The organism is Acidiphilium sp. JA12-A1 (genome assembly GCF_000724705.2).
GTDB lineage: Bacteria > Pseudomonadota > Alphaproteobacteria > Acetobacterales > Acetobacteraceae > Acidiphilium > Acidiphilium multivorum.
The window spans coordinates 22659-38764 of record NZ_JFHO01000021.1 but is presented as its reverse complement, the minus strand read 5'-3'; the positions used below and the strand labels follow the sequence as shown (position 1 = coordinate 38764).

General features: G+C 64.8%; 17 protein-coding genes. 6 read left to right on the top strand and 11 right to left on the bottom strand.

The genetic code is table 11. From position 1 onward, the window contains the following. The 3 genes from RT91_RS04575 to RT91_RS04565 form a co-directional block, all read right to left on the bottom strand. The coding region (locus RT91_RS04575) for a DUF6444 domain-containing protein (RefSeq protein WP_240314187.1) at window positions 1–466 on the bottom strand (466 nt) is incomplete at its 3' end. 38 nt (window positions 467–504) lie between these two features. Further along, window positions 505–801: a glutaredoxin 3 gene (gene grxC, locus RT91_RS04570; protein ID WP_051788165.1), complete on the bottom strand. Its 297-nt coding sequence runs from the start codon at window positions 799–801 to the stop codon at window positions 505–507. Window positions 802–863: 62 nt separating this feature from the next. Beyond that, window positions 864–1589: a ComF family protein gene (locus tag RT91_RS04565; RefSeq protein WP_013640045.1), complete on the bottom strand. Its 726-nt coding sequence runs from the start codon at window positions 1587–1589 to the stop codon at window positions 864–866. A gap of 45 nt (window positions 1590–1634) precedes the next feature. Here RT91_RS04565 and RT91_RS04560 point away from each other — a divergent pair, with 45 nt between their 5' ends. After that, entirely contained in the window at window positions 1635–2408 is a 774-nt protein-coding gene (locus tag RT91_RS04560; protein ID WP_013640044.1) for a methyltransferase domain-containing protein, read from the top strand. Here RT91_RS04560 and radC read toward each other — a convergent pair. The 4 genes from radC to RT91_RS04540 all read right to left on the bottom strand — a co-directional run bounded on the left by radC (window position 2403) and on the right by RT91_RS04540 (window position 5765). Then, complete coding sequence (radC, locus tag RT91_RS04555) at window positions 2403–3170, bottom strand: DNA repair protein RadC (RefSeq protein ID WP_007421850.1); 768 nt, start codon at window positions 3168–3170, stop codon at window positions 2403–2405. The genes RT91_RS04560 and radC overlap by 6 nt on opposite strands. A 44-nt stretch (window positions 3171–3214) precedes the next feature. Next, a complete protein-coding gene (gene map, locus RT91_RS04550; RefSeq protein ID WP_007421851.1) occupies window positions 3215–4000 on the bottom strand; it encodes a type I methionyl aminopeptidase in 786 nt (261 codons plus the stop codon). A 43-nt stretch (window positions 4001–4043) separates the two neighbouring features. Continuing rightward, window positions 4044–5273: an MFS transporter gene (locus tag RT91_RS04545; protein ID WP_035185859.1), complete on the bottom strand. Its 1230-nt coding sequence runs from the start codon at window positions 5271–5273 to the stop codon at window positions 4044–4046. An 81-nt stretch (window positions 5274–5354) separates the two neighbouring features. Further along, window positions 5355–5765, bottom strand: coding sequence for a rhodanese-like domain-containing protein (locus tag RT91_RS04540; RefSeq protein WP_011942282.1), 411 nt, complete (start codon window positions 5763–5765; stop codon window positions 5355–5357). 93 nt (window positions 5766–5858) lie between these two features. Here RT91_RS04540 and RT91_RS04535 point away from each other — a divergent pair, with 93 nt between their 5' ends. Beyond that, complete coding sequence (locus RT91_RS04535; protein ID WP_011942281.1) at window positions 5859–6866, top strand: cysteine synthase A; 1008 nt, start codon at window positions 5859–5861, stop codon at window positions 6864–6866. Between the two features lie 7 nt (window positions 6867–6873). Here RT91_RS04535 and RT91_RS04530 read toward each other — a convergent pair whose 3' ends face one another. Further along, complete coding sequence (locus RT91_RS04530) at window positions 6874–7599, bottom strand: 2OG-Fe dioxygenase family protein (protein WP_035185856.1); 726 nt, start codon at window positions 7597–7599, stop codon at window positions 6874–6876. A 52-nt stretch (window positions 7600–7651) separates the two neighbouring features. Next, the gene (locus RT91_RS04525) at window positions 7652–10012 is read right to left on the bottom strand and encodes a mechanosensitive ion channel domain-containing protein (protein ID WP_240314186.1); all 2361 of its coding nucleotides are present in this window, start codon (window positions 10010–10012) and stop codon (window positions 7652–7654) included. A 28-nt stretch (window positions 10013–10040) separates the two neighbouring features. On the opposite strand from RT91_RS04525, the gene RT91_RS04520 reads away from it, so the two are divergent. Together RT91_RS04520 and RT91_RS04515 are read left to right on the top strand one after the other, a co-directional pair. Continuing rightward, the gene (locus RT91_RS04520) at window positions 10041–10280 is read left to right on the top strand and encodes a twin transmembrane helix small protein (RefSeq protein WP_231295398.1); all 240 of its coding nucleotides are present in this window, start codon (window positions 10041–10043) and stop codon (window positions 10278–10280) included. Between the two features lie 5 nt (window positions 10281–10285). After that, the gene (locus RT91_RS04515) at window positions 10286–10993 is read left to right on the top strand and encodes a haloacid dehalogenase type II (RefSeq protein WP_007421857.1); all 708 of its coding nucleotides are present in this window, start codon (window positions 10286–10288) and stop codon (window positions 10991–10993) included. Window positions 10994–11000: 7 nt separating this feature from the next. Here RT91_RS04515 and RT91_RS04510 read toward each other — a convergent pair whose 3' ends face one another. Both RT91_RS04510 and RT91_RS04505 read right to left on the bottom strand, forming a co-directional pair. Further along, entirely contained in the window at window positions 11001–11966 is a 966-nt protein-coding gene (locus tag RT91_RS04510) for an NAD(P)H-dependent glycerol-3-phosphate dehydrogenase (protein WP_007421859.1), read from the bottom strand. Continuing rightward, window positions 11963–12784, bottom strand: a complete 822-nt coding sequence (locus tag RT91_RS04505) for a 23S rRNA (adenine(2030)-N(6))-methyltransferase RlmJ (RefSeq protein WP_035185854.1) — start codon at window positions 12782–12784, stop codon at window positions 11963–11965. The genes RT91_RS04510 and RT91_RS04505 overlap by 4 nt, the downstream gene beginning before the upstream one ends. Window positions 12785–12882: 98 nt before the next feature. On the opposite strand from RT91_RS04505, the gene RT91_RS04500 reads away from it, so the two are divergent. Continuing rightward, on the top strand, window positions 12883–14730 hold the full coding sequence (locus tag RT91_RS04500; protein ID WP_007421860.1) for a M3 family oligoendopeptidase: 1848 nt from the start codon (window positions 12883–12885) through the stop codon (window positions 14728–14730). A gap of 16 nt (window positions 14731–14746) precedes the next feature. Continuing rightward, window positions 14747–16105, top strand: a complete 1359-nt coding sequence (locus RT91_RS04495) for an AarF/ABC1/UbiB kinase family protein (RefSeq protein WP_011942276.1) — start codon at window positions 14747–14749, stop codon at window positions 16103–16105. The last annotated feature ends 1 nt before the right edge of the window (window position 16106 follow it).

The following is a 16106-nucleotide window of genomic DNA, read 5'->3' as shown; positions in this document are numbered from 1 at the left end:
ACGGACAATGGCCGGCATAGCGTTCGACGCGGGTGACGACCGGCTTGATCGGCGGCAGATCGATCTTGTCGTAGCGCTGCGCGAGGCGCTGATCCGCGTCAGTCAGCCCGGCACGGCAGTGCTGGCAATGCGCCGCCTTCGCGATCACCGTCTGATCGGGGTTCTCGGCAAGCAAGCGACCGCCACCCTCACGGCCGAGACTGCCTTTGCGGGGCCCCTTGCGCGGACTTTTCTCGGGCCGGTTTGGCTTCTGCCCGCGCGATGGCGGCAGGCTCGAATTGTCCGGCCGCTTCGGCGGTTCGTTTAGCCGCGCCTCCAACTCCGCAATCCGGCGTTCCGCATCCGAAAGCCGGATTGCCAGTTCCGCGTTCCTGCGCTCGGATGATTGCAACGCGTCCCATAGCGCGCGGATCAGCGCGTCTTTCTCAGCGTGCGATAGGAGAGACAGGTCAGGAAGCTCGTTCACGCCTCCCGTCGAATCGTATCCGCCGTGGTCACGTCAATTCACAATCGATTCAACTTATCGACGGACCAGGATGAGCAGATACCTGCAAGGAGTGGATCAAGCCGGCCGGTCCGTTCGAGTTCGAGCAACTCGTCGCAGCCGCCGATCGATTGGCCGTCGATGAAGATCTGCGGTACGGTCGTGCTGCCACCAGATCTTTCAATGGCCTCGCGGCGGGCTGCGGAGCCTCGGGGCGCATCAATTTCTGTGAACGGCACGCCCTTCTCGCGCATGAGGCGAACGGCGCGGCTGCAGTACGGGCAGAAAGCCTGGGTGTAAATTTCGACTGTCGGCATATGATCTCTCCAGCCCTTCACATACGCGAGCCGAAATTTATCGCAAGACTGTTGCGTAATTGTTAAATGTCTTCGGCCTCCGCGACACGTGCAATGGCCAAAACATCAACAGCAGCGGCCCCTGCGGCGTAGAGCGCATCAGCGCAGGCGGATGCCGTGGCGCCGGTTGTCAGGACATCGTCGACGAGCAGGATTGTGCGCCCTGCAATATGCGCTTCGCGGCCCTCGCGGATGCCGATTGCCCCTTTAAGGGCCAATTCTCGCCCTGTCTGGTCCAGTTCTGAAAGAGGCCGGGTTGCCCTCAGGCGGACGAGGGCATCGATCATGACGTTCTTGCCGGAAATGCGCCCCAGCGCACGGGCGAGCAGCCCGGCCTGGTTATACCCGCGATGAGCAAGGCGCGAGCGGTGTAGCGGCACGGGCACCAGGAGATCCGCGCGCGCCAGTAACTCCTTGCCAGGGCGGAGCAGCAGCCGTGCGAGGCCGATAGCGAGTTCCGGCCGATCGGCATACTTGAAAGGCAGGATCAGCCGCTTGGCGGCGGCATTGTATTGCAGTGCGGCGCGGGCGCTGCGGAATGTGGGGGGCGCCCAGTCACAACTCGTGCAGAGCGGGGCAGGCTCGGCAAGCGGAAGGCCGCATTGGCCGCAAACCGGGTCAGTGATGAAACTGGTCTCGACGAAACACGAGACGCAGAGCAGCCCGTCGGCCGGCACCTCCTCGCTGCAGGCCAGGCACTGGGGCGGGAGCAGGAGATCAAGCGCAGCACGGGCCAGCGACTTCAGCATGACAGGGGCTTTTCGCCAGCCGGCAGACGCGGCACAAGCACGCCGATGAGCCAGATGGAGATCTTCGATCGCAGGGCAGTCGCCGCCCATCGGACCCGGGCAGCACCACGGCTGGCCAAGGTTCGGCCAGTGCTCGACGAGCTCGCGTTTCGCGTGCTCGACCGGCTTGACGATACCGGACGGCGATTCCGTCTCGCGCTCGACATCGGCGGGCGGGGTGCGGTTGCACCGCTGTTGAACGCCCGCGGTATCGAGGTCGTCACCTGCGATATATCCCCCGCTCTCGCGCACGGAACGGCCAGCGTTGCAGGAGACCCCGAATTTCTGCCGTTCGGTCCGGCGCGGTTCGATCTCATCGTCGCCCATATGTCGCTGCACTGGGTGAACGACTTGCCCGGGGCCCTCATCCAGTTGCGCCAGGCGCTGACGCCAGAAGGACTCTTCATCGGCAGCCTGCCGCTTCTCGGGACCTTGTCGGAACTGCGTTCCGCCCTCATCGAAGCGGAAGAGGTCCTGACCGGAGGAGCGGCGCCGCGTGTCTCGCCATTCCCCACGCTTGCGGACTGCGCCGGCCTGATGCAGCGCGCGGGATTTGCGCTGCCGATCGCCGAACGGGAGGAGGTTGACCTCGAATACGCGGAGCCGTTCGCCCTGCTGCGCGATCTTCGCGATGCGGGAGAGACCAACGCGCTTTCGGCCAGGTCGCGCCGGATTCCCCCGCGGGCTCTGTTTCCAATGGCGCTCGCCACGATTGCCGGATCTGCGGGGCGCCTGCGTATCAACCTTCCCATCGCCGTTCTCAGTGGCTGGGGATCATAGCAGACCCAGCCGCTTGAGGCTGACCCACTTGCCATTACCGACGATCACGTGATCGTGCAGGACGATCGAAAGTGTTGATGCAGCCTGCTTGATCTCGCGCGTCATCGCCACGTCTTCCGGCGACGGGGTCGGGTCACCGCTGGGATGGTTATGGACCAGGATGATCGCGGTTGCATGGTGTTCGAGAGCGCGCCTGATCAACTCGCGCGGATATAGCGGGGTGTGGTTCACGGTTCCCACGGACTGGACCTCGTCGGCGATCAGCCGATTGCGCTGGTCGAGAAACAGCGCCCGCGCCTGCTCGACCCGTTCACGGGCCAGCACCGCCGTAAGGTATTCTATGAGCCTGTCCCAGTGGTTCAGCACGGGACGATAAGCGATTTCCGCCTTCGCGAGCCGGAGTGCAGCCGCCTGAACGATCTTCAAAGCGGCGGCGCCGGCCTCGCCCAGCCCTTCGACGCCCCGCAACTCGCCGATTGGCGCCGCAATGGCGCCCGCATAGGAGCCGAAACGCCGGACGAGCGCGCGTGCGATCGGCTTGGTGTCGCGCCGGGGGACGGCAAGAAACAACACCATCTCGAGGATTTCATGGTCGGCAAGCGCTTCAGGCCCAGCCTTGAGCAGGCGTGCACGCAAGCGCGCGCGATGCCCGGTTGCGCCATGGACATCGGAACCGTGCGGCTCATCGTCCGGCGATTGACCTTCCAGAAGAAGATCCGCCTGAATATTACTATCTTGGAGTGTGTTCCGGCCGCTCGTCACAGCCGGAGCTTGTCATAGCTGGCTGCGCTTGCAAAGTGCGCCGATCAGATCACTTCGCCGGCTGCCAGGGTAAAAACCTCGCAACCGGACTCCGTAATTCCGACCATGTGCTCGAATTGGGCCGACAGGCTGCGATCCCGCGTCACCGCTGTCCAGCCGTCGTCGAGCACCTTCACCTCCGGCCTTCCCGCGTTCACCATCGGTTCGATGGTGAAGAACATGCCTGGGCGTAGTTCGGGGCCATCTCCCTTGCGGCCGAAATGCAGCACGTTGGGCGCTTCGTGGAAGCGGCGGCCGATGCCATGGCCGCAGAAATCCCGCACGACGGAGAAACGCTGCGCCTCGACATAGGTTTGGATGGCGTGGCCGATATCACCGAAATGCGCACCCGGCCTGGCGGCGCGAATTCCTTCCAGCAGCGACTGATAGGTAACATCGATCAGTCGGCGAGCTTTCGTTGACGCTGTGCCCGCTATGTACATCCGGCTGGAGTCGCCGTGCCAGCCATCGAGAATTACCGTGATGTCAATGTTCAGAATGTCGCCATCCATCAGCACGCGATCGCCTGGAATGCCATGGCAGACAACGTGGTTGATCGAGATGCAGGTCGATTTCGGGAACCCACGATAATTGAGCGGCGCCGGAATTGCGCCGCGGGCGACGATATAGTCGTGGCAGATCCGGTCGATCTCTCCGGTCGAGATGCCTGGGCGGACATGCGCGCCGACCATGTCGAGCACCTCGGCCGCCAGTGCGCCCGCAGCTCGCATCGGCACGAAGTCTTCCGGCTTATGGATCGTAATCTGCCGCTGTTCGGCGCCGCCGTCCATCAGCCGCACTCCGCCAGTTTGACCGCTTCATGATTCATCTTCGCTACATGACCTCCGCGCGCCGGGATGGCAAGGTGGCCAGTCGCACTGCCAATGCAAGCCCGGCCAGCAACAGTAGCGCGATCATCGTCACCACGCCGCTCCAGCCCCACGAACTCCAGGCGAATCCGCCGAGCGAGCCCACAAGGCTCGACCCGAGATAATAGAGAAACAGGTAAAGTGCCGCAGCCTGTGCCCGCGCGCCGCGCGCGGCGGCCCCGACCCAGGCGCTTGCCGTCGTGTGGCTCGCGAAGAAGCCGAGCGTGACCAGCGCGATACCTGCGATGACAAGCCATAGAGTCCCCGAAAGGGTCAGAAGGGCGCCGGCAAGTTCCAAAGCGATCGCGATCGGCAGCATCCGCGCCCTTCCGATCCTGCCGGTGAGGTGGCCGCTCCAGGCCGAACTGCCGACGCCCACGAGATAGACCGTGAAAATCATGCCGACCGCAGCCTGCGACAGGCTGAATGGCGGGGCGATCAGGCGGAACGTGATATAATTATAAATAGTCACGAAGCCGCCCATGATCAGGAAACCCTCGGCATAGAGCAGTCGCAATGCCGGATCGGCGAGGTGAGCGGCGTAGCTTCGCGCGAGATGCCTGATTGAAAGTGTCCGGCGGGTGAAGTTGCGCGATGCCGGCAGGCTGGAGGTGAAGATGATTCCGGAGGCGAGGCCGATCGCGCCAATGCCCGCAATCGCGATCCGCCACCCGGCAAGATCGGCCAGCACTCCCGTAATCAGTCGACCGCTCATGCCGCCGAAGCCGCTGCCGCCGACATAGAGTCCCATGGCGAGACTCATCGATTTGGGATCAATTTCCTCCGCGAGATAGGCCATGGCCACCGCGGGCAGGCCCGAAAGCACAAGGCCGATCAATGCCCGGACCGCGAGAAAGGCGCCCCAATGCGGAATCGCCGCCGAAGCAATGGTCAGGAAGGCGGCGCCGATGACCGAGCCCGCCATCATGTTCTTGCGGCCCCATGCTTCCGAGACCGCGCTGGCCACGAGCAGGGAACCGGCGAGGGTGAAAGTGGTGAGCGACAGAGCGAGGCTTGCCGACACCGGGCGCACGCGGAAATCGCTCGCAAACACCGGCAGCAGCGGCTGCACGCAATACATCAGCGCAAAAGTCGCGAAGCCGGCAGCGAACATTGCAAGTGTCGTGCGGCGGAATTCCGCGGAGCCGCGCTTTATATGGAACGAGGTCGCGGTTGTCGGTGTCGGATCGTTCATCCACCCTCAATGAGGGCAGGGAGGTGAGGTTTTCCAGACACGCATGCGCAGGGCTGCTTCCGCGCGCCGGTGGACCAACGCCTATTTCTGCACCCAGGGCAGACCATCATGCTTCCAGCCAGCCACATGGCCGCGATGGCCGCGCTGGTCGTGCGGGCCTTCGAATCCGTCCCTCACGTTGTAGACATGGGGAAAGCCATGCTCCTGCGCGATCCGTGCCGCAGCCATGCTGCGGCCGCCGCTACGGCAGATGAAATAGACGTGGTGATCCGCGTTTAGGCCCGCACGCTTCATCTCGTCGAGAAAATGCGGATTGTGCTGCATGCTGGGGAAGACCTGCAACTCGATCGGGATGACCTGCTTTCCGGCCTGGGAGAGGTCGGGTAGCCCGACAAAGGTCCACTCGGCGCTGGTCCGCACATCGCAGAGCATGGCCTCGGGGTTGCTCATCAGCGCCTCCCACACCTGTTTCGGAGCCACATCGTCAACCATATCATCCTCCGGTTCATCGCCTTCCTGGCATCGAAGCATTGTTGTCCGACGCCAGGTTCTGATGCAAGACGGTTACACGGGAGAAAGAACAGCGTGACAGTGCAATCAGCGACCTCGATCGCCGGCGGATTCATCGGTGCGATCGGCCATACACCCTTGATCCGCCTGCGTCGTGCATCCGAGGCGACTGGCTGTGAAATCCTTGGCAAGGCCGAATTCATGAATCCGGGCGGCTCTGTGAAGGATCGTGCGGCGCTCGCGATTATCGAGGATGCCGAGGCGCGGGGCCTGCTCACGCCGGGCCGGTCAGGCACCATCGTCGAGGGAACGGCGGGCAACACCGGGATTGGCCTCACGCTGGTGGCCAATGCGCGCGGCTATCGCAGCATTATTGTGATGCCCGAGACGCAGAGCCAGGAAAAGAAGGATTTTCTCCGCATGATCGGCGCTGATCTGCGCCTCGTGCCGGCAAAACCCTATCGCGATCCCGGTAACTACGTCCATGTTTCCCGTCGTATTGCCGAGGAATGCGGCGGCTACTGGGCGAACCAGTTCGACAACCTTGCCAACCGGGAAGGGCATCGCCGCACGACCGGGCCGGAGATATGGGCGCAGACGGGCGGCAGGATCGATGCCTTCACCTGCGCTTGCGGAACCGGCGGCACGCTCGCCGGCGTCGCCTTGGCGTTGAAGGAGCGCAATCCGGCCACCCGCATCGTGCTTGCCGACCCCGAAGGCAGCGCCTTGCATTCGTGGATCAAGACCGGTGAGATAACGTCCTCCGGATCATCGATTTCCGAGGGAATCGGCCAGGGACGGGTTACGGCCAATCTGGAAGGCGCGCCAATTGATGATGCGGTGCGCATTCCCGATACCGAAATGCTCGGGCAGGTCTACGACCTGATGATCCACGAGGGCCTCTCGGTCGGTGGTTCCGCGGGAATCAATGTCGCAGCGGCCATTCGCGTCGCACACGAAATGGGGCCGGGCCACACGATCGTGACGATCCTTTGCGATGGCGCGTCGCGTTACCAGTCGAAGCTGTTCAACCCGGAATTCCTGCGCGGCAAGGGGCTGCCGGTGCCGCCCTGGCTCGGGTAAGGGGGAATCAGACGCGACGGTAGGTCAGGACCAGAACATCCCGGAAGGCGGGGCGCGCGGGGTCGATCGGGACCACCGGCGTCACGCCATGAAACACGCGCCGGTCATCCACAAGTGCCGAATCGCGAGGGCGGGTCAGCGTGAAGCTGCCGAGATCGTTTCCGGCAAGATCGTGGATCGTCGTCGTGCCTTGCTTGATGTTCTCTCGCCGCACCATCAGCACGAAGACAAAATCGACTCCATCACGATGCATGCCTTCCGGCGTTGGCAGGCCGGCGCCATCCGACGGCGCTTCGATCCGGAACTGATGGGCCTCGATATGCCAGGCGACGCTGCCGATCCGTTCCTCGAAAAGCGAGCGGGTAAAGCCGAGCAGGGCCTGGAAGGTGAGGCCTGCCGCGACATCGTCACCGATCGGTTCGAACCAGCGCTCCACGCCACCGTTCAGAGCGTTGTAATCACGCGTCTGATAGTGAGCCTGATGCGGCGCGCGACGTATCGTCTGGTTGGATATCGCGCTGAACACGCCGAAGCGCCGACGCCGATAACGCCCTCCATCGGCCATGTATTCATCAAGCGGCATATTGTCCCAGCTCGCCGCGAAGCCGTCCCACGCCGCGGAGGCGACCGCTTCGGCGGGTAGCATGCAGTCGAACGCTTCACCGGAAAGGAAGGCAAATCCGTCTCCGGCGAGTTTAAGGCCAAGCTCGTTGCGGGCAGCGATGGGGTTCATGCGTCAGAAATAACACTTTCTCCGTCCGGGGAAACCGTGCGCCGTGTGAAACTCAGCCATTCTCCGGCGTGGTCTCGTGCGGCGGGCGTGCCTCACCTGAAGTGCCGGAGCCAAACGCGGCGCGGAATTCTTCCGGATCGATGGTCAGCCGCTGATAGGGGAAGGGTATCTCGATGCCCTCGGTGTCGAACCGGATTTTGAGGCGGCGGTTGAATTCGCGGCGTACCGCATGCTGCTGTCCGGCCGGGGTGCGCATGCGGCCCACGATATCGAGCGAGGAGGCACCGAACTGGTCGAGGCCCCAAAGTTCGATATCGCCGAGAATATTCGGCGCCCATTCCGGGTCCGCGCGCATTTTCGTGAACTCATCCCGGATCACGGCGAAGACGCGGTCGATATCCTCCTTGTAGGCAACGCCGACCGTGATCGGCGCAAATGAAAACTCCCGTGAGAAATTTGATACCGTGCTCACCGCGCTGAACGGGATCACGTTCAGCGAACCGTCACCGGCGCGCAGCCGGATGGTGCGGATCGAGAGTTTCTCGACGCTGCCGGAAATTCCGGCGAGGGTCACCCAGTCTCCGACCTGCACGGCATCTTCCAGGAGCAGGAAAAGTCCGGTGATGATGTCCTGCACCAGCTTTTGCGAGCCGAAGCCGACGGCGAGCCCGAAGATCGACAGCCCGCCGAGCAGAAGCGTGATGTTGACGCCCACGGCGCCGAGCACCACCAGCGCGACCACAACCAGAATGGCTCCCATGAGGACCGATCGGAGCATCGGGAGAAGGGTGCGATAGCGGGCGGCGCGGCCGGGACGCCCCTGACGTATCAGACGCTCGGCGTGAGCTTCCAACGCGGCGTTTGCTGCCTCCCAGACGATGAGGGCGATGAGGATGGCTGCCGCAATGGTCACGACTGCCGAGGCGATCTGGCGCCCGAGCGTGGTTCCGGCGAACCAGGCAAACACGCTGACTCCCCAAAGCTGCAGCGTGACCAGAAGGCCGAGCGCGGCGATCACGCAGCCTGTCGAGAGTTTCAGGACCGGGAGGTAGGTCCGCATCCGCGCGTGGAGGTCGGGATGCCGAGAACGTAGCGTGCCTCGCTCGTCGAACAGCGAATCGAGCCCCGACGCCAGGCTGGCCGCGACTCCGCGTCCGATAATGGCGACGAGGCCGAGGACCACGACGATCCGCAGCATGATGAAGAAGGCGTGCGGTACCCCGATCGCCCATGCGACCCATAGGGCGATCACGTAAAAGAGAGCGAGAATGTGCCAGGTATGCGCGAGTCCGACCCTGAGCGCGCCCGTGAAGCCGGCCGACGGCGTCTCCCCCCGGATGAAGGCCGCCACCGGCCGCCGCGCCTGCAGGATCATGACCGCAAGCATCAGATGCACCGCCAGCGAAACGATCTTGACCAGCACGCGGCTGGCTGCCGGATAGAGGCCGAACAGGCCGCCCGTCGCAATTGCCGCGTATCCGAAGGCGACTGTGCCAACAATGGCTCGCAGCCAGGTGGTGAGCCAGCGTGCCCGGTCATCGCCAAGGCCTGCCAGCCGAATTTCCGGCGCCCTTGGGTTGAGCAGGAGACGGGCGCATTCCATCGCGAACCGCGAAACGACATAGGCTTCCAGCGCGGCGCCGATCACAAGACGTGAGACCCTGTCATCCGCGATGCCGCCCGATACCAAAGCGACACCTGCCAGCGCGAAGGCAATGACCGGCACGAGTTCGAGGGCGAAATGGCCCAGGGCCCACGGGACGCGGCGCAACCAGCGTCGCAGCGGCTGGCGGCGGCGTGAGCGCTCGGTCTCTCCTGCCTCGGCAGCCGCAATTCCCTCGGCCCCGTCGGCCTCTTGCCCCGGTCCATCTGCGGCTCGCCGTCGCGCCGCGTTTCGCAACAGGCTCGTACGAGGTCGACGCAATGCCCTGCGGACCACCCATTCGGCGCAGAGAGCCGCCGCCAGTACGACGGCCAGCCGCCAGGTCGCCTGCAATACCGTGTGCCGCAGCCACGCATCCGTCGCGACGAACTCAATCCAATGCCAGATCAGGGAAATGTCGGTCGCGTCGCTGAGGGCTCGCCCGATCCCCTGAAGCGTCTGTTCCGCCCATTCCTCGATCGTCTGCGCGATGCCGAGGCCAATACCTGGCGCGGCTTGTTGCGTCGTGGCCGCTGTCGCCCCTCCTTTCATGGCTTCGAGCGTGGCGATAAGGGTGGCGCGCTGCTTCGCGTCGCGCAGCGTCGCGATCGCAGTGTCGATCTGTGTGGCGGTGAGGGGCGGAGCGGCCTTTACGGCGGGCGATGTCGCGGCTGCGGTGGCCTTGGAGGCGGGCGCAGCCGCGCTCGCGGCCGGGATGGCTCCCAAGAGCAATGCCAGGATCGGCAGGGCGAGCGACAGGGCGCGGAACATCTCTCCTCTGAAAGGGGCATCGCGTTTCATGTCAACCGCCACCCCCTATCGACGGCCGGAGTCAGTCATTATATGGCAAGGTATGCGTGATATTCTTCTGATCCTCCTCGGCGTCGACATGGTTGCGGTGGTGGCCGTTCTGCTGGCCGGCGCCGTTGGCATGACGCAGGGCGCCGATCCGCGACGGCAGAACCGGTTGATGCGCTGGCGTGTGGGCCTTCAGGCGGTCGCGGTGGCGCTTGTGGTCATCCTGCTCGTGACCGCCTGACCGGCATGACGCAGCCTCGCGCCGTTCTGTTTGACGTGTTCGGCACGCTGGTGGACTGGCGTGGCAGCGTGATCGCCGGTCTGACGGCGTTTGGCTCGTCCCGCAGCCGTTCCGCCGACTGGGCCGAGGTTGCCGATGCCTGGCGCCGGACCTATCGGCCCTCGATGGACCGGGTGCGGCGCGGCCTGATACCCTGGACTCTTCTGGATGACCTGCATCGCGATGCGGTCGTCGAACTGGCCCGCCGGCACGGGTTCGGGCCGCTCAGCGATGCCGATTGCGATCACCTGGTGAAGCTGTGGCACCGCCTGGCACCTTGGCCGGACGTGGTTTCAGGCCTCGCGCGGCTTCGGCAGGCGGTCATCATCGGCCCGCTCTCGAACGGGCATCTTGCGTTGCAGGTTTCGCTCGCACGGCGCAATGGCTTCCCGTGGGACGTCACGTTCGGTTCGGATATTTTTCGGCACTACAAGCCGGATGCCGAGGTCTATCTCGGCGCCTGCGACTATCTCGGTCTTGCCCCGCACGAGGTCATGCTCGCTGCGGCGCATAACGACGATCTTGCCGCCGCTGCGAGTTTCGGCCTGCGCACTGCCTTCATCAGCCGTCCGCTCGAATTCGGCGCCGCGACCGGAGACCGCGCCAATCCTTCCGGACCGTGGGATGTGGTCGTCGATTCGGTCGAGGCACTGGCCGCCGAATTCGGCGTCTGAGTCTCGATTAGCGCTCGTCGCGCAGGGCCCGGCGTAGCAGCCGGTTCATGCTGGCCTCGAGCGTGATGCGGCCGGCGAGCAGATCGGTTACCGCCTCTGTGACCGGCATTTCACAACCAGTTGCCCGGGCGCGGGCAAGAAGCGCCGGCGCTGTGGCGATACCCTCGATCACGCCAGCTTCCGTATCGGGTCTCTTGCCCTGGCCAAAGGCAAGGCCGGCGCGATAGTTCCGGCTCGCGCTGCCGGTCGCGGTCAGGATGAGATCGCCGAGCCCGGCAAGGCCGGAGATCGTCTCCGCCGCCCCGCCCAGCGCTTCGGTCAGGCGCGCGATTTCGGCAAGGCCGCGGGTGATCAGCGCCGCGCGCGCGTTCTCGCCGAGGCCGGCGCCGATCACCGCACCGGCGGCAATGGCGATCACGTTTTTCGCAGCCCCGCCCAGTGCGGCACCGATTGGATCCGCGCTGCCGTAAACGCGCAGGCGCGGTGTCGCGAGGTGTTGCACGAGGTCGCGCCGTGCCCCGTCATCGGTCATGGCCAGAACGGCGGCGGCCGGCAGGCCGATGGCGATCTCGTGGGCGAAATTGGGACCGGTGAGCACCGCGCATGGCCGCCGCGGCTCCATTTCCGCCGCGATTTCCGGTCCCAATGCGCCGCTTTCGCGTTCCACTCCCTTGGCACAGAGCACAAGCGTACCATTGCCTTGCGGCAGGCGACCGAGGGTCTCGCGCAGATGCTGGAACGGTACGGCAAGCAGCGTGACCGGCGCTTCGGGCGGACGCGCCGTCACGGCGAGGGAGTCAGGCAGGCGAAGCCCGGGCAGACGCGGCGTCGTGCGCGTGGTTGCCAGTGCCGCGGCTTTTGTAGAATCGCGGGCGACAAGCGCGACCCGCCGCCCCTGCGCCGCATAAAGAGAGGCGAGCGCGGTGCCCCAGGCCCCGGCGCCGATCACGGCGAATTCGGGATGTGCCGTCATACCCCATTCTCCCGGGCCAGCCGCGTGATTGCAACGCTGGCATCCGCCTCGCCCAGCACCGCACGAAGTGCTTCCAGCACCGGGGCCGCCGCGGCTTCGAAACCATAAGGCGGATTGATCACCAGCAGGCCGCATCCGTTGAGCCGCGCCGGGTCGAGTGCCGGGCGGAGCAGCATCTCGCAGACGATAATGTCGGGAATGCCTCTGGCCGTCATATCGGCAGCGAAATCGCGAACCGGCGTCCGGTGCTTCACAGGATACCAGGCGGCAAAAATCCCCGAGGGGAATTTCCGCCGCCCGGCATCCAGCGATGTCGCCAACGCGGCGAACTCGTCGGGCCGTTCGAACGGTGGGTCGATCAGCACAAGGGCGCGGCGCTCGGGCGGCGGCAACAGCGCGGTCACGGCCTCGTAGCCGTCGCGGACATGAACCTGCACCATCGGATCGCCGCGGAACCGGCGCTTCAGCACCGCCGCATCTTCGGGGTGAAGTTCGCAGAGCGCAAGGCGGTCGCCCGGCCGAAGCAGCGCGCGCGCGATGGCCGGCGATCCAGGATAGGCAAGGCCAGGCGGGATCAGCCCGAGATAATCTGCAAGAGCGGTGGGTGCGATCGTGCGGAGCTTGCCGATACCGCCTTCCCATTCGCGGGTGCGGCCCGCTTCCGGGCCGGCGAGATCGTAGATGCCGATTCCCGCATGGGTATCGAGTACGAACAGCGGCTTCTCCTTGCGTGTCAACGCGCGCAGCAGCACAACCAGCAGCGCGTGCTTCATGCAATCGACGGCATTGCCGGCGTGGTAGGCGTGGCGATAATTCATCTTGGATCGGCAGATAATCGTCTGCGGCGGGACGCGCCAGAGCCCGGCATTTGACGGGCGGCTTTTCCGGCCTATCTCTGGGACGTAAGGAGTGATTGATGACGTTGATTCGGCCACTGGCCCCGCCCGACGATCTGGCTGGCGTAACAGTACGGCCTGAATGCGACAGCGACGCCGCCTTCGCCCTGCCGTCCTGGAATCTCACCGATCTCTACCGTGGCACCGAGGATCCCGCGATCGCGACCGATATCGCAAGGCTCGGCGCCGATGCGCGCGCCTTTGCCGCCGCTTTTCGCGGACGGGTTGCCGGGTTGGACGGCTCTGGGCTCGCCGAGGCGATTGCACGATACGAGGCGATCGAACAGGGGCTTGGGCGTTTGCACGCCTTCGCCCAGCTGAATTTCAGCGCCGACGCGACCGTTCCGACTGCGGGGCAGTTCTACCAGTCGATATCCGAACGGGCGACGGAAATCGGAGCGGACGTCGTTTTCTTCACGCTGGAGATCAACCAGATTGACGACGCCGCCTTCGAGGCGGCGCTCGCCGATCCGGCGCTGGCGCGCTTTGCGCCGTGGCTGGGCGACCTGCGCGCCTTGCGCCCGCATCAGCTTTCCGATGAGATCGAGCGGCTCCTGCACGAAAAGGAGGTGACAGGCCATGCCGCCTGGTCCCGCCTGTTCGACGAGACCATCGCTGCGCTACGGGTCCCGGTTGCAGGCGAGGAACTGACGCTCTCCGCGGCTCTCAACCGGCTTTCCGACCCGGATCGCGCGCAGCGCGAGGCAGCCGGCCATGCGATCGGTACGACCCTGCAGCGCAATGCACGGCTGTTCACCCAGATTCTGAACACGATCGCGAAGGACAAGGCGATCGAAGATGGCTGGCGGCGCTACGCGTCGCCCGAAGCAGCGCGCCACCTCGCCAACCGGGTGGAGCCCGCCGTGGTCGAGGCGCTAGTCTCTGCGGTGACCGATGCGTATCCCCGGCTTGCCCACCGGTATTACACGTTGAAGGCCGGTTGGCTTGGTCTTGACCGTCTGCAACACTGGGACCGGAACGCGCCGCTGCCCGGCGAGTCCGACCGGCGGATCGGCTGGCCGGAGGCGAGGGAGCGGGTACTCGCCGCCTATGGTGCCTTCAGCCCGGAGATGCGCGTGATCGCTGCCCGGTTCTTCGATGGCGGCTGGATCGATGCCGTGCCGCGCCCGGGCAAGTCCGGCGGCGCCTTCGCCCATCCCGCCGTTCCGGACGTGCATCCCTACATCCTCCTGAACTACCACGGGCGCGCGCGCGATGTGATGACGCTGGCCCACGAGCTGGGGCACGGCGTGCATCAGGTTCTCGCCGCACGCCAAGGGTATCTGATGGCCGCAACGCCGCTGACCCTGGCGGAGACCGCCAGCGTGTTCGGCGAGATGCTCACTTTCCGTGCCCTGCTCGACGCCGAAAGCGACCCGCAGCGTCGCCGGCTGATGCTGGCGCAGAAGGTGGAGGACATGCTGAACACGGTGGTGCGGCAGATCGCCTTTCACCAGTTCGAGCAGCGCCTGCACGCGGCGCGGCGGCGGGGCGAGTTGTTGCCTGACGAGATCAGCGCCATCTGGATTGGCGTGCAGCGGGAAAGTCTGGGCCCGGCGTTCGAATTTTCCGACGACTACCGCATGTTCTGGGCCTATGTGCCGCATTTCGTGCATTCGCCATTCTACGTCTATGCCTATGCCTTCGGTGATTGCCTGGTGAATGCGCTCTACGGCGTATATCGCGACCAGGCGGCGCGTGGCGCAGGGGCGGATTTCGTTGCGCGCTACCTCGATATGCTCGCCGCCGGCGGCACGAGGCGGCATCGCGAATTGCTGGCTCCGTTTGGCCTCGATGCGTCCGATCCGGCGTTCTGGCGCAGGGGGCTCGATGTGATTGCCGGCTTTATCGACGAACTGGAAAACTGAGGAAAATCGGGGATACATGGGCAACGAAGCGGATACCGGCGGCACGCTGTTCGGCGAAATCAGGCGCTTTGCCCGCACCTCGGGCGCGGTTTCCGGCATTGCGGCGCGGGTGGCGGGCGAGCGGGTTTTCGGTATCCGCACCGACCGCGGCCGCCATGCCGAAGACCTGAAGACCATTCTCGGTGGCCTCAAGGGGCCGATGATGAAGATCGCCCAGATCCTCAGCACCGTGCCCGACGCCCTGCCCGAGGAATATGCCCGGGAACTGGCGCAGTTGCAGTCGAACGCGCCACCGATGGGCTGGGCCTTCGTCCGCCGCCGGATGGCTGCCGAACTCGGCCCTGACTGGGAAGGGAAATTCCGCACCTTCGGGCGTGAGGCCGCGGCTGCCGCCAGTCTGGGCCAGGTTCACAAGGCCGAACTGCCGGATGGCCGCATCGTCGCCTGCAAGCTGCAATATCCCGACATGCCGAGCACCGTGGAATCCGACCTCCGGCAACTCAAGCTCGCGATGGCCGTCTACAAGCGGATGGATAACGCGATCCACCAGGACGACATCTATGTCGAGCTCGCAACGCGGCTGCGCGAGGAACTCGATTATACGCGCGAGGCAGCGCAGGCCCGGCTCTATGCGATCATGCTCGAAGGGCAGCCCGATATCGTCATCCCCGAGCCGATCCCCGAATATTCCTCCCGTCGCCTGCTGACCATGACCTGGCTGGACGGCATCGGGATGCAGGCCTTTCTGGATACCGACCCCGATCAGGAAAGTCGCAATCGGGTGGCCCGCGCCCTGTTCCGGGCCTGGTATGTGCCGTTCTACCGATACGGCGTCATCCATGGCGATCCGCATCTCGGCAATTATCAGGTGAACAAGGCTGGTGGCATCAATCTGCTCGATTTCGGCGCCATTCGCGTGTTCGGCTCGCGCTTCGTCGCCGGTGTGATCGACCTTTTCCGCGCGATCCGTGACAATGACGATGCGCTCGCCCATCACGCCTATTCCTCATGGGGTTTTACCGATATCACCAAGGAAAAGCTCGACGTGCTGAACGAATGGGCCCGGTTCCTGTACGAGCCGCTGATGCAGGACCGGGTGCGGCCCATACAGGAGACCAACGACGTAACCTTCGGTCGCAGTGTTGCGGAGAAGGTTCATGAAGGGCTGAAGCGCACCGGCGGTGTTCGTCCGCCGCGCGAGTTCGTGCTGATGGACCGCTCCGCCATCGGGCTTGGCAGCGTGTTTCTCCGGTTGCGCGCGGAACTCAACTGGCACCAGCTTTTCCAGGAGACGGTCGCGGAATTCGATGCCGCCTCGCTCGATGCTCGTCAGGATGCCGCCTTGGCCAGTGCCGGCGTGCCGAAGCCGCTCTGAC

Coding starts and splice junctions, on each gene's coding strand:
- grxC (WP_051788165.1), bottom strand. CDS start 801: ATGCCGACAGTCGAAATTTACACCCAGGCTTTCTGCCCGTACTGCAGC.
- RT91_RS04565 (WP_013640045.1), bottom strand. CDS start 1,589: ATGCTGAAGTCGCTGGCCCGTGCTGCGCTTGATCTCCTGCTCCCGCCC.
- RT91_RS04560 (WP_013640044.1), top strand. CDS start 1,635: ATGAGCCAGATGGAGATCTTCGATCGCAGGGCAGTCGCCGCCCATCGG.
- map (WP_007421851.1), bottom strand. CDS start 4,000: ATGGACGGCGGCGCCGAACAGCGGCAGATTACGATCCATAAGCCGGAA.
- RT91_RS04545 (WP_035185859.1), bottom strand. CDS start 5,273: ATGAACGATCCGACACCGACAACCGCGACCTCGTTCCATATAAAGCGC.
- RT91_RS04540 (WP_011942282.1), bottom strand. CDS start 5,765: ATGGTTGACGATGTGGCTCCGAAACAGGTGTGGGAGGCGCTGATGAGC.
- RT91_RS04530 (WP_035185856.1), bottom strand. CDS start 7,599: ATGAACCCCATCGCTGCCCGCAACGAGCTTGGCCTTAAACTCGCCGGA.
- RT91_RS04525 (WP_240314186.1), bottom strand. CDS start 10,012: ATGTTCCGCGCCCTGTCGCTCGCCCTGCCGATCCTGGCATTGCTCTTG.
- RT91_RS04520 (WP_231295398.1), top strand. CDS start 10,041: ATGTCAACCGCCACCCCCTATCGACGGCCGGAGTCAGTCATTATATGG.
- RT91_RS04515 (WP_007421857.1), top strand. CDS start 10,286: ATGACGCAGCCTCGCGCCGTTCTGTTTGACGTGTTCGGCACGCTGGTG.
- RT91_RS04510 (WP_007421859.1), bottom strand. CDS start 11,966: ATGACGGCACATCCCGAATTCGCCGTGATCGGCGCCGGGGCCTGGGGC.
- RT91_RS04505 (WP_035185854.1), bottom strand. CDS start 12,784: ATGAATTATCGCCACGCCTACCACGCCGGCAATGCCGTCGATTGCATG.
- RT91_RS04500 (WP_007421860.1), top strand. CDS start 12,883: ATGACGTTGATTCGGCCACTGGCCCCGCCCGACGATCTGGCTGGCGTA.
- RT91_RS04495 (WP_011942276.1), top strand. CDS start 14,747: ATGGGCAACGAAGCGGATACCGGCGGCACGCTGTTCGGCGAAATCAGG.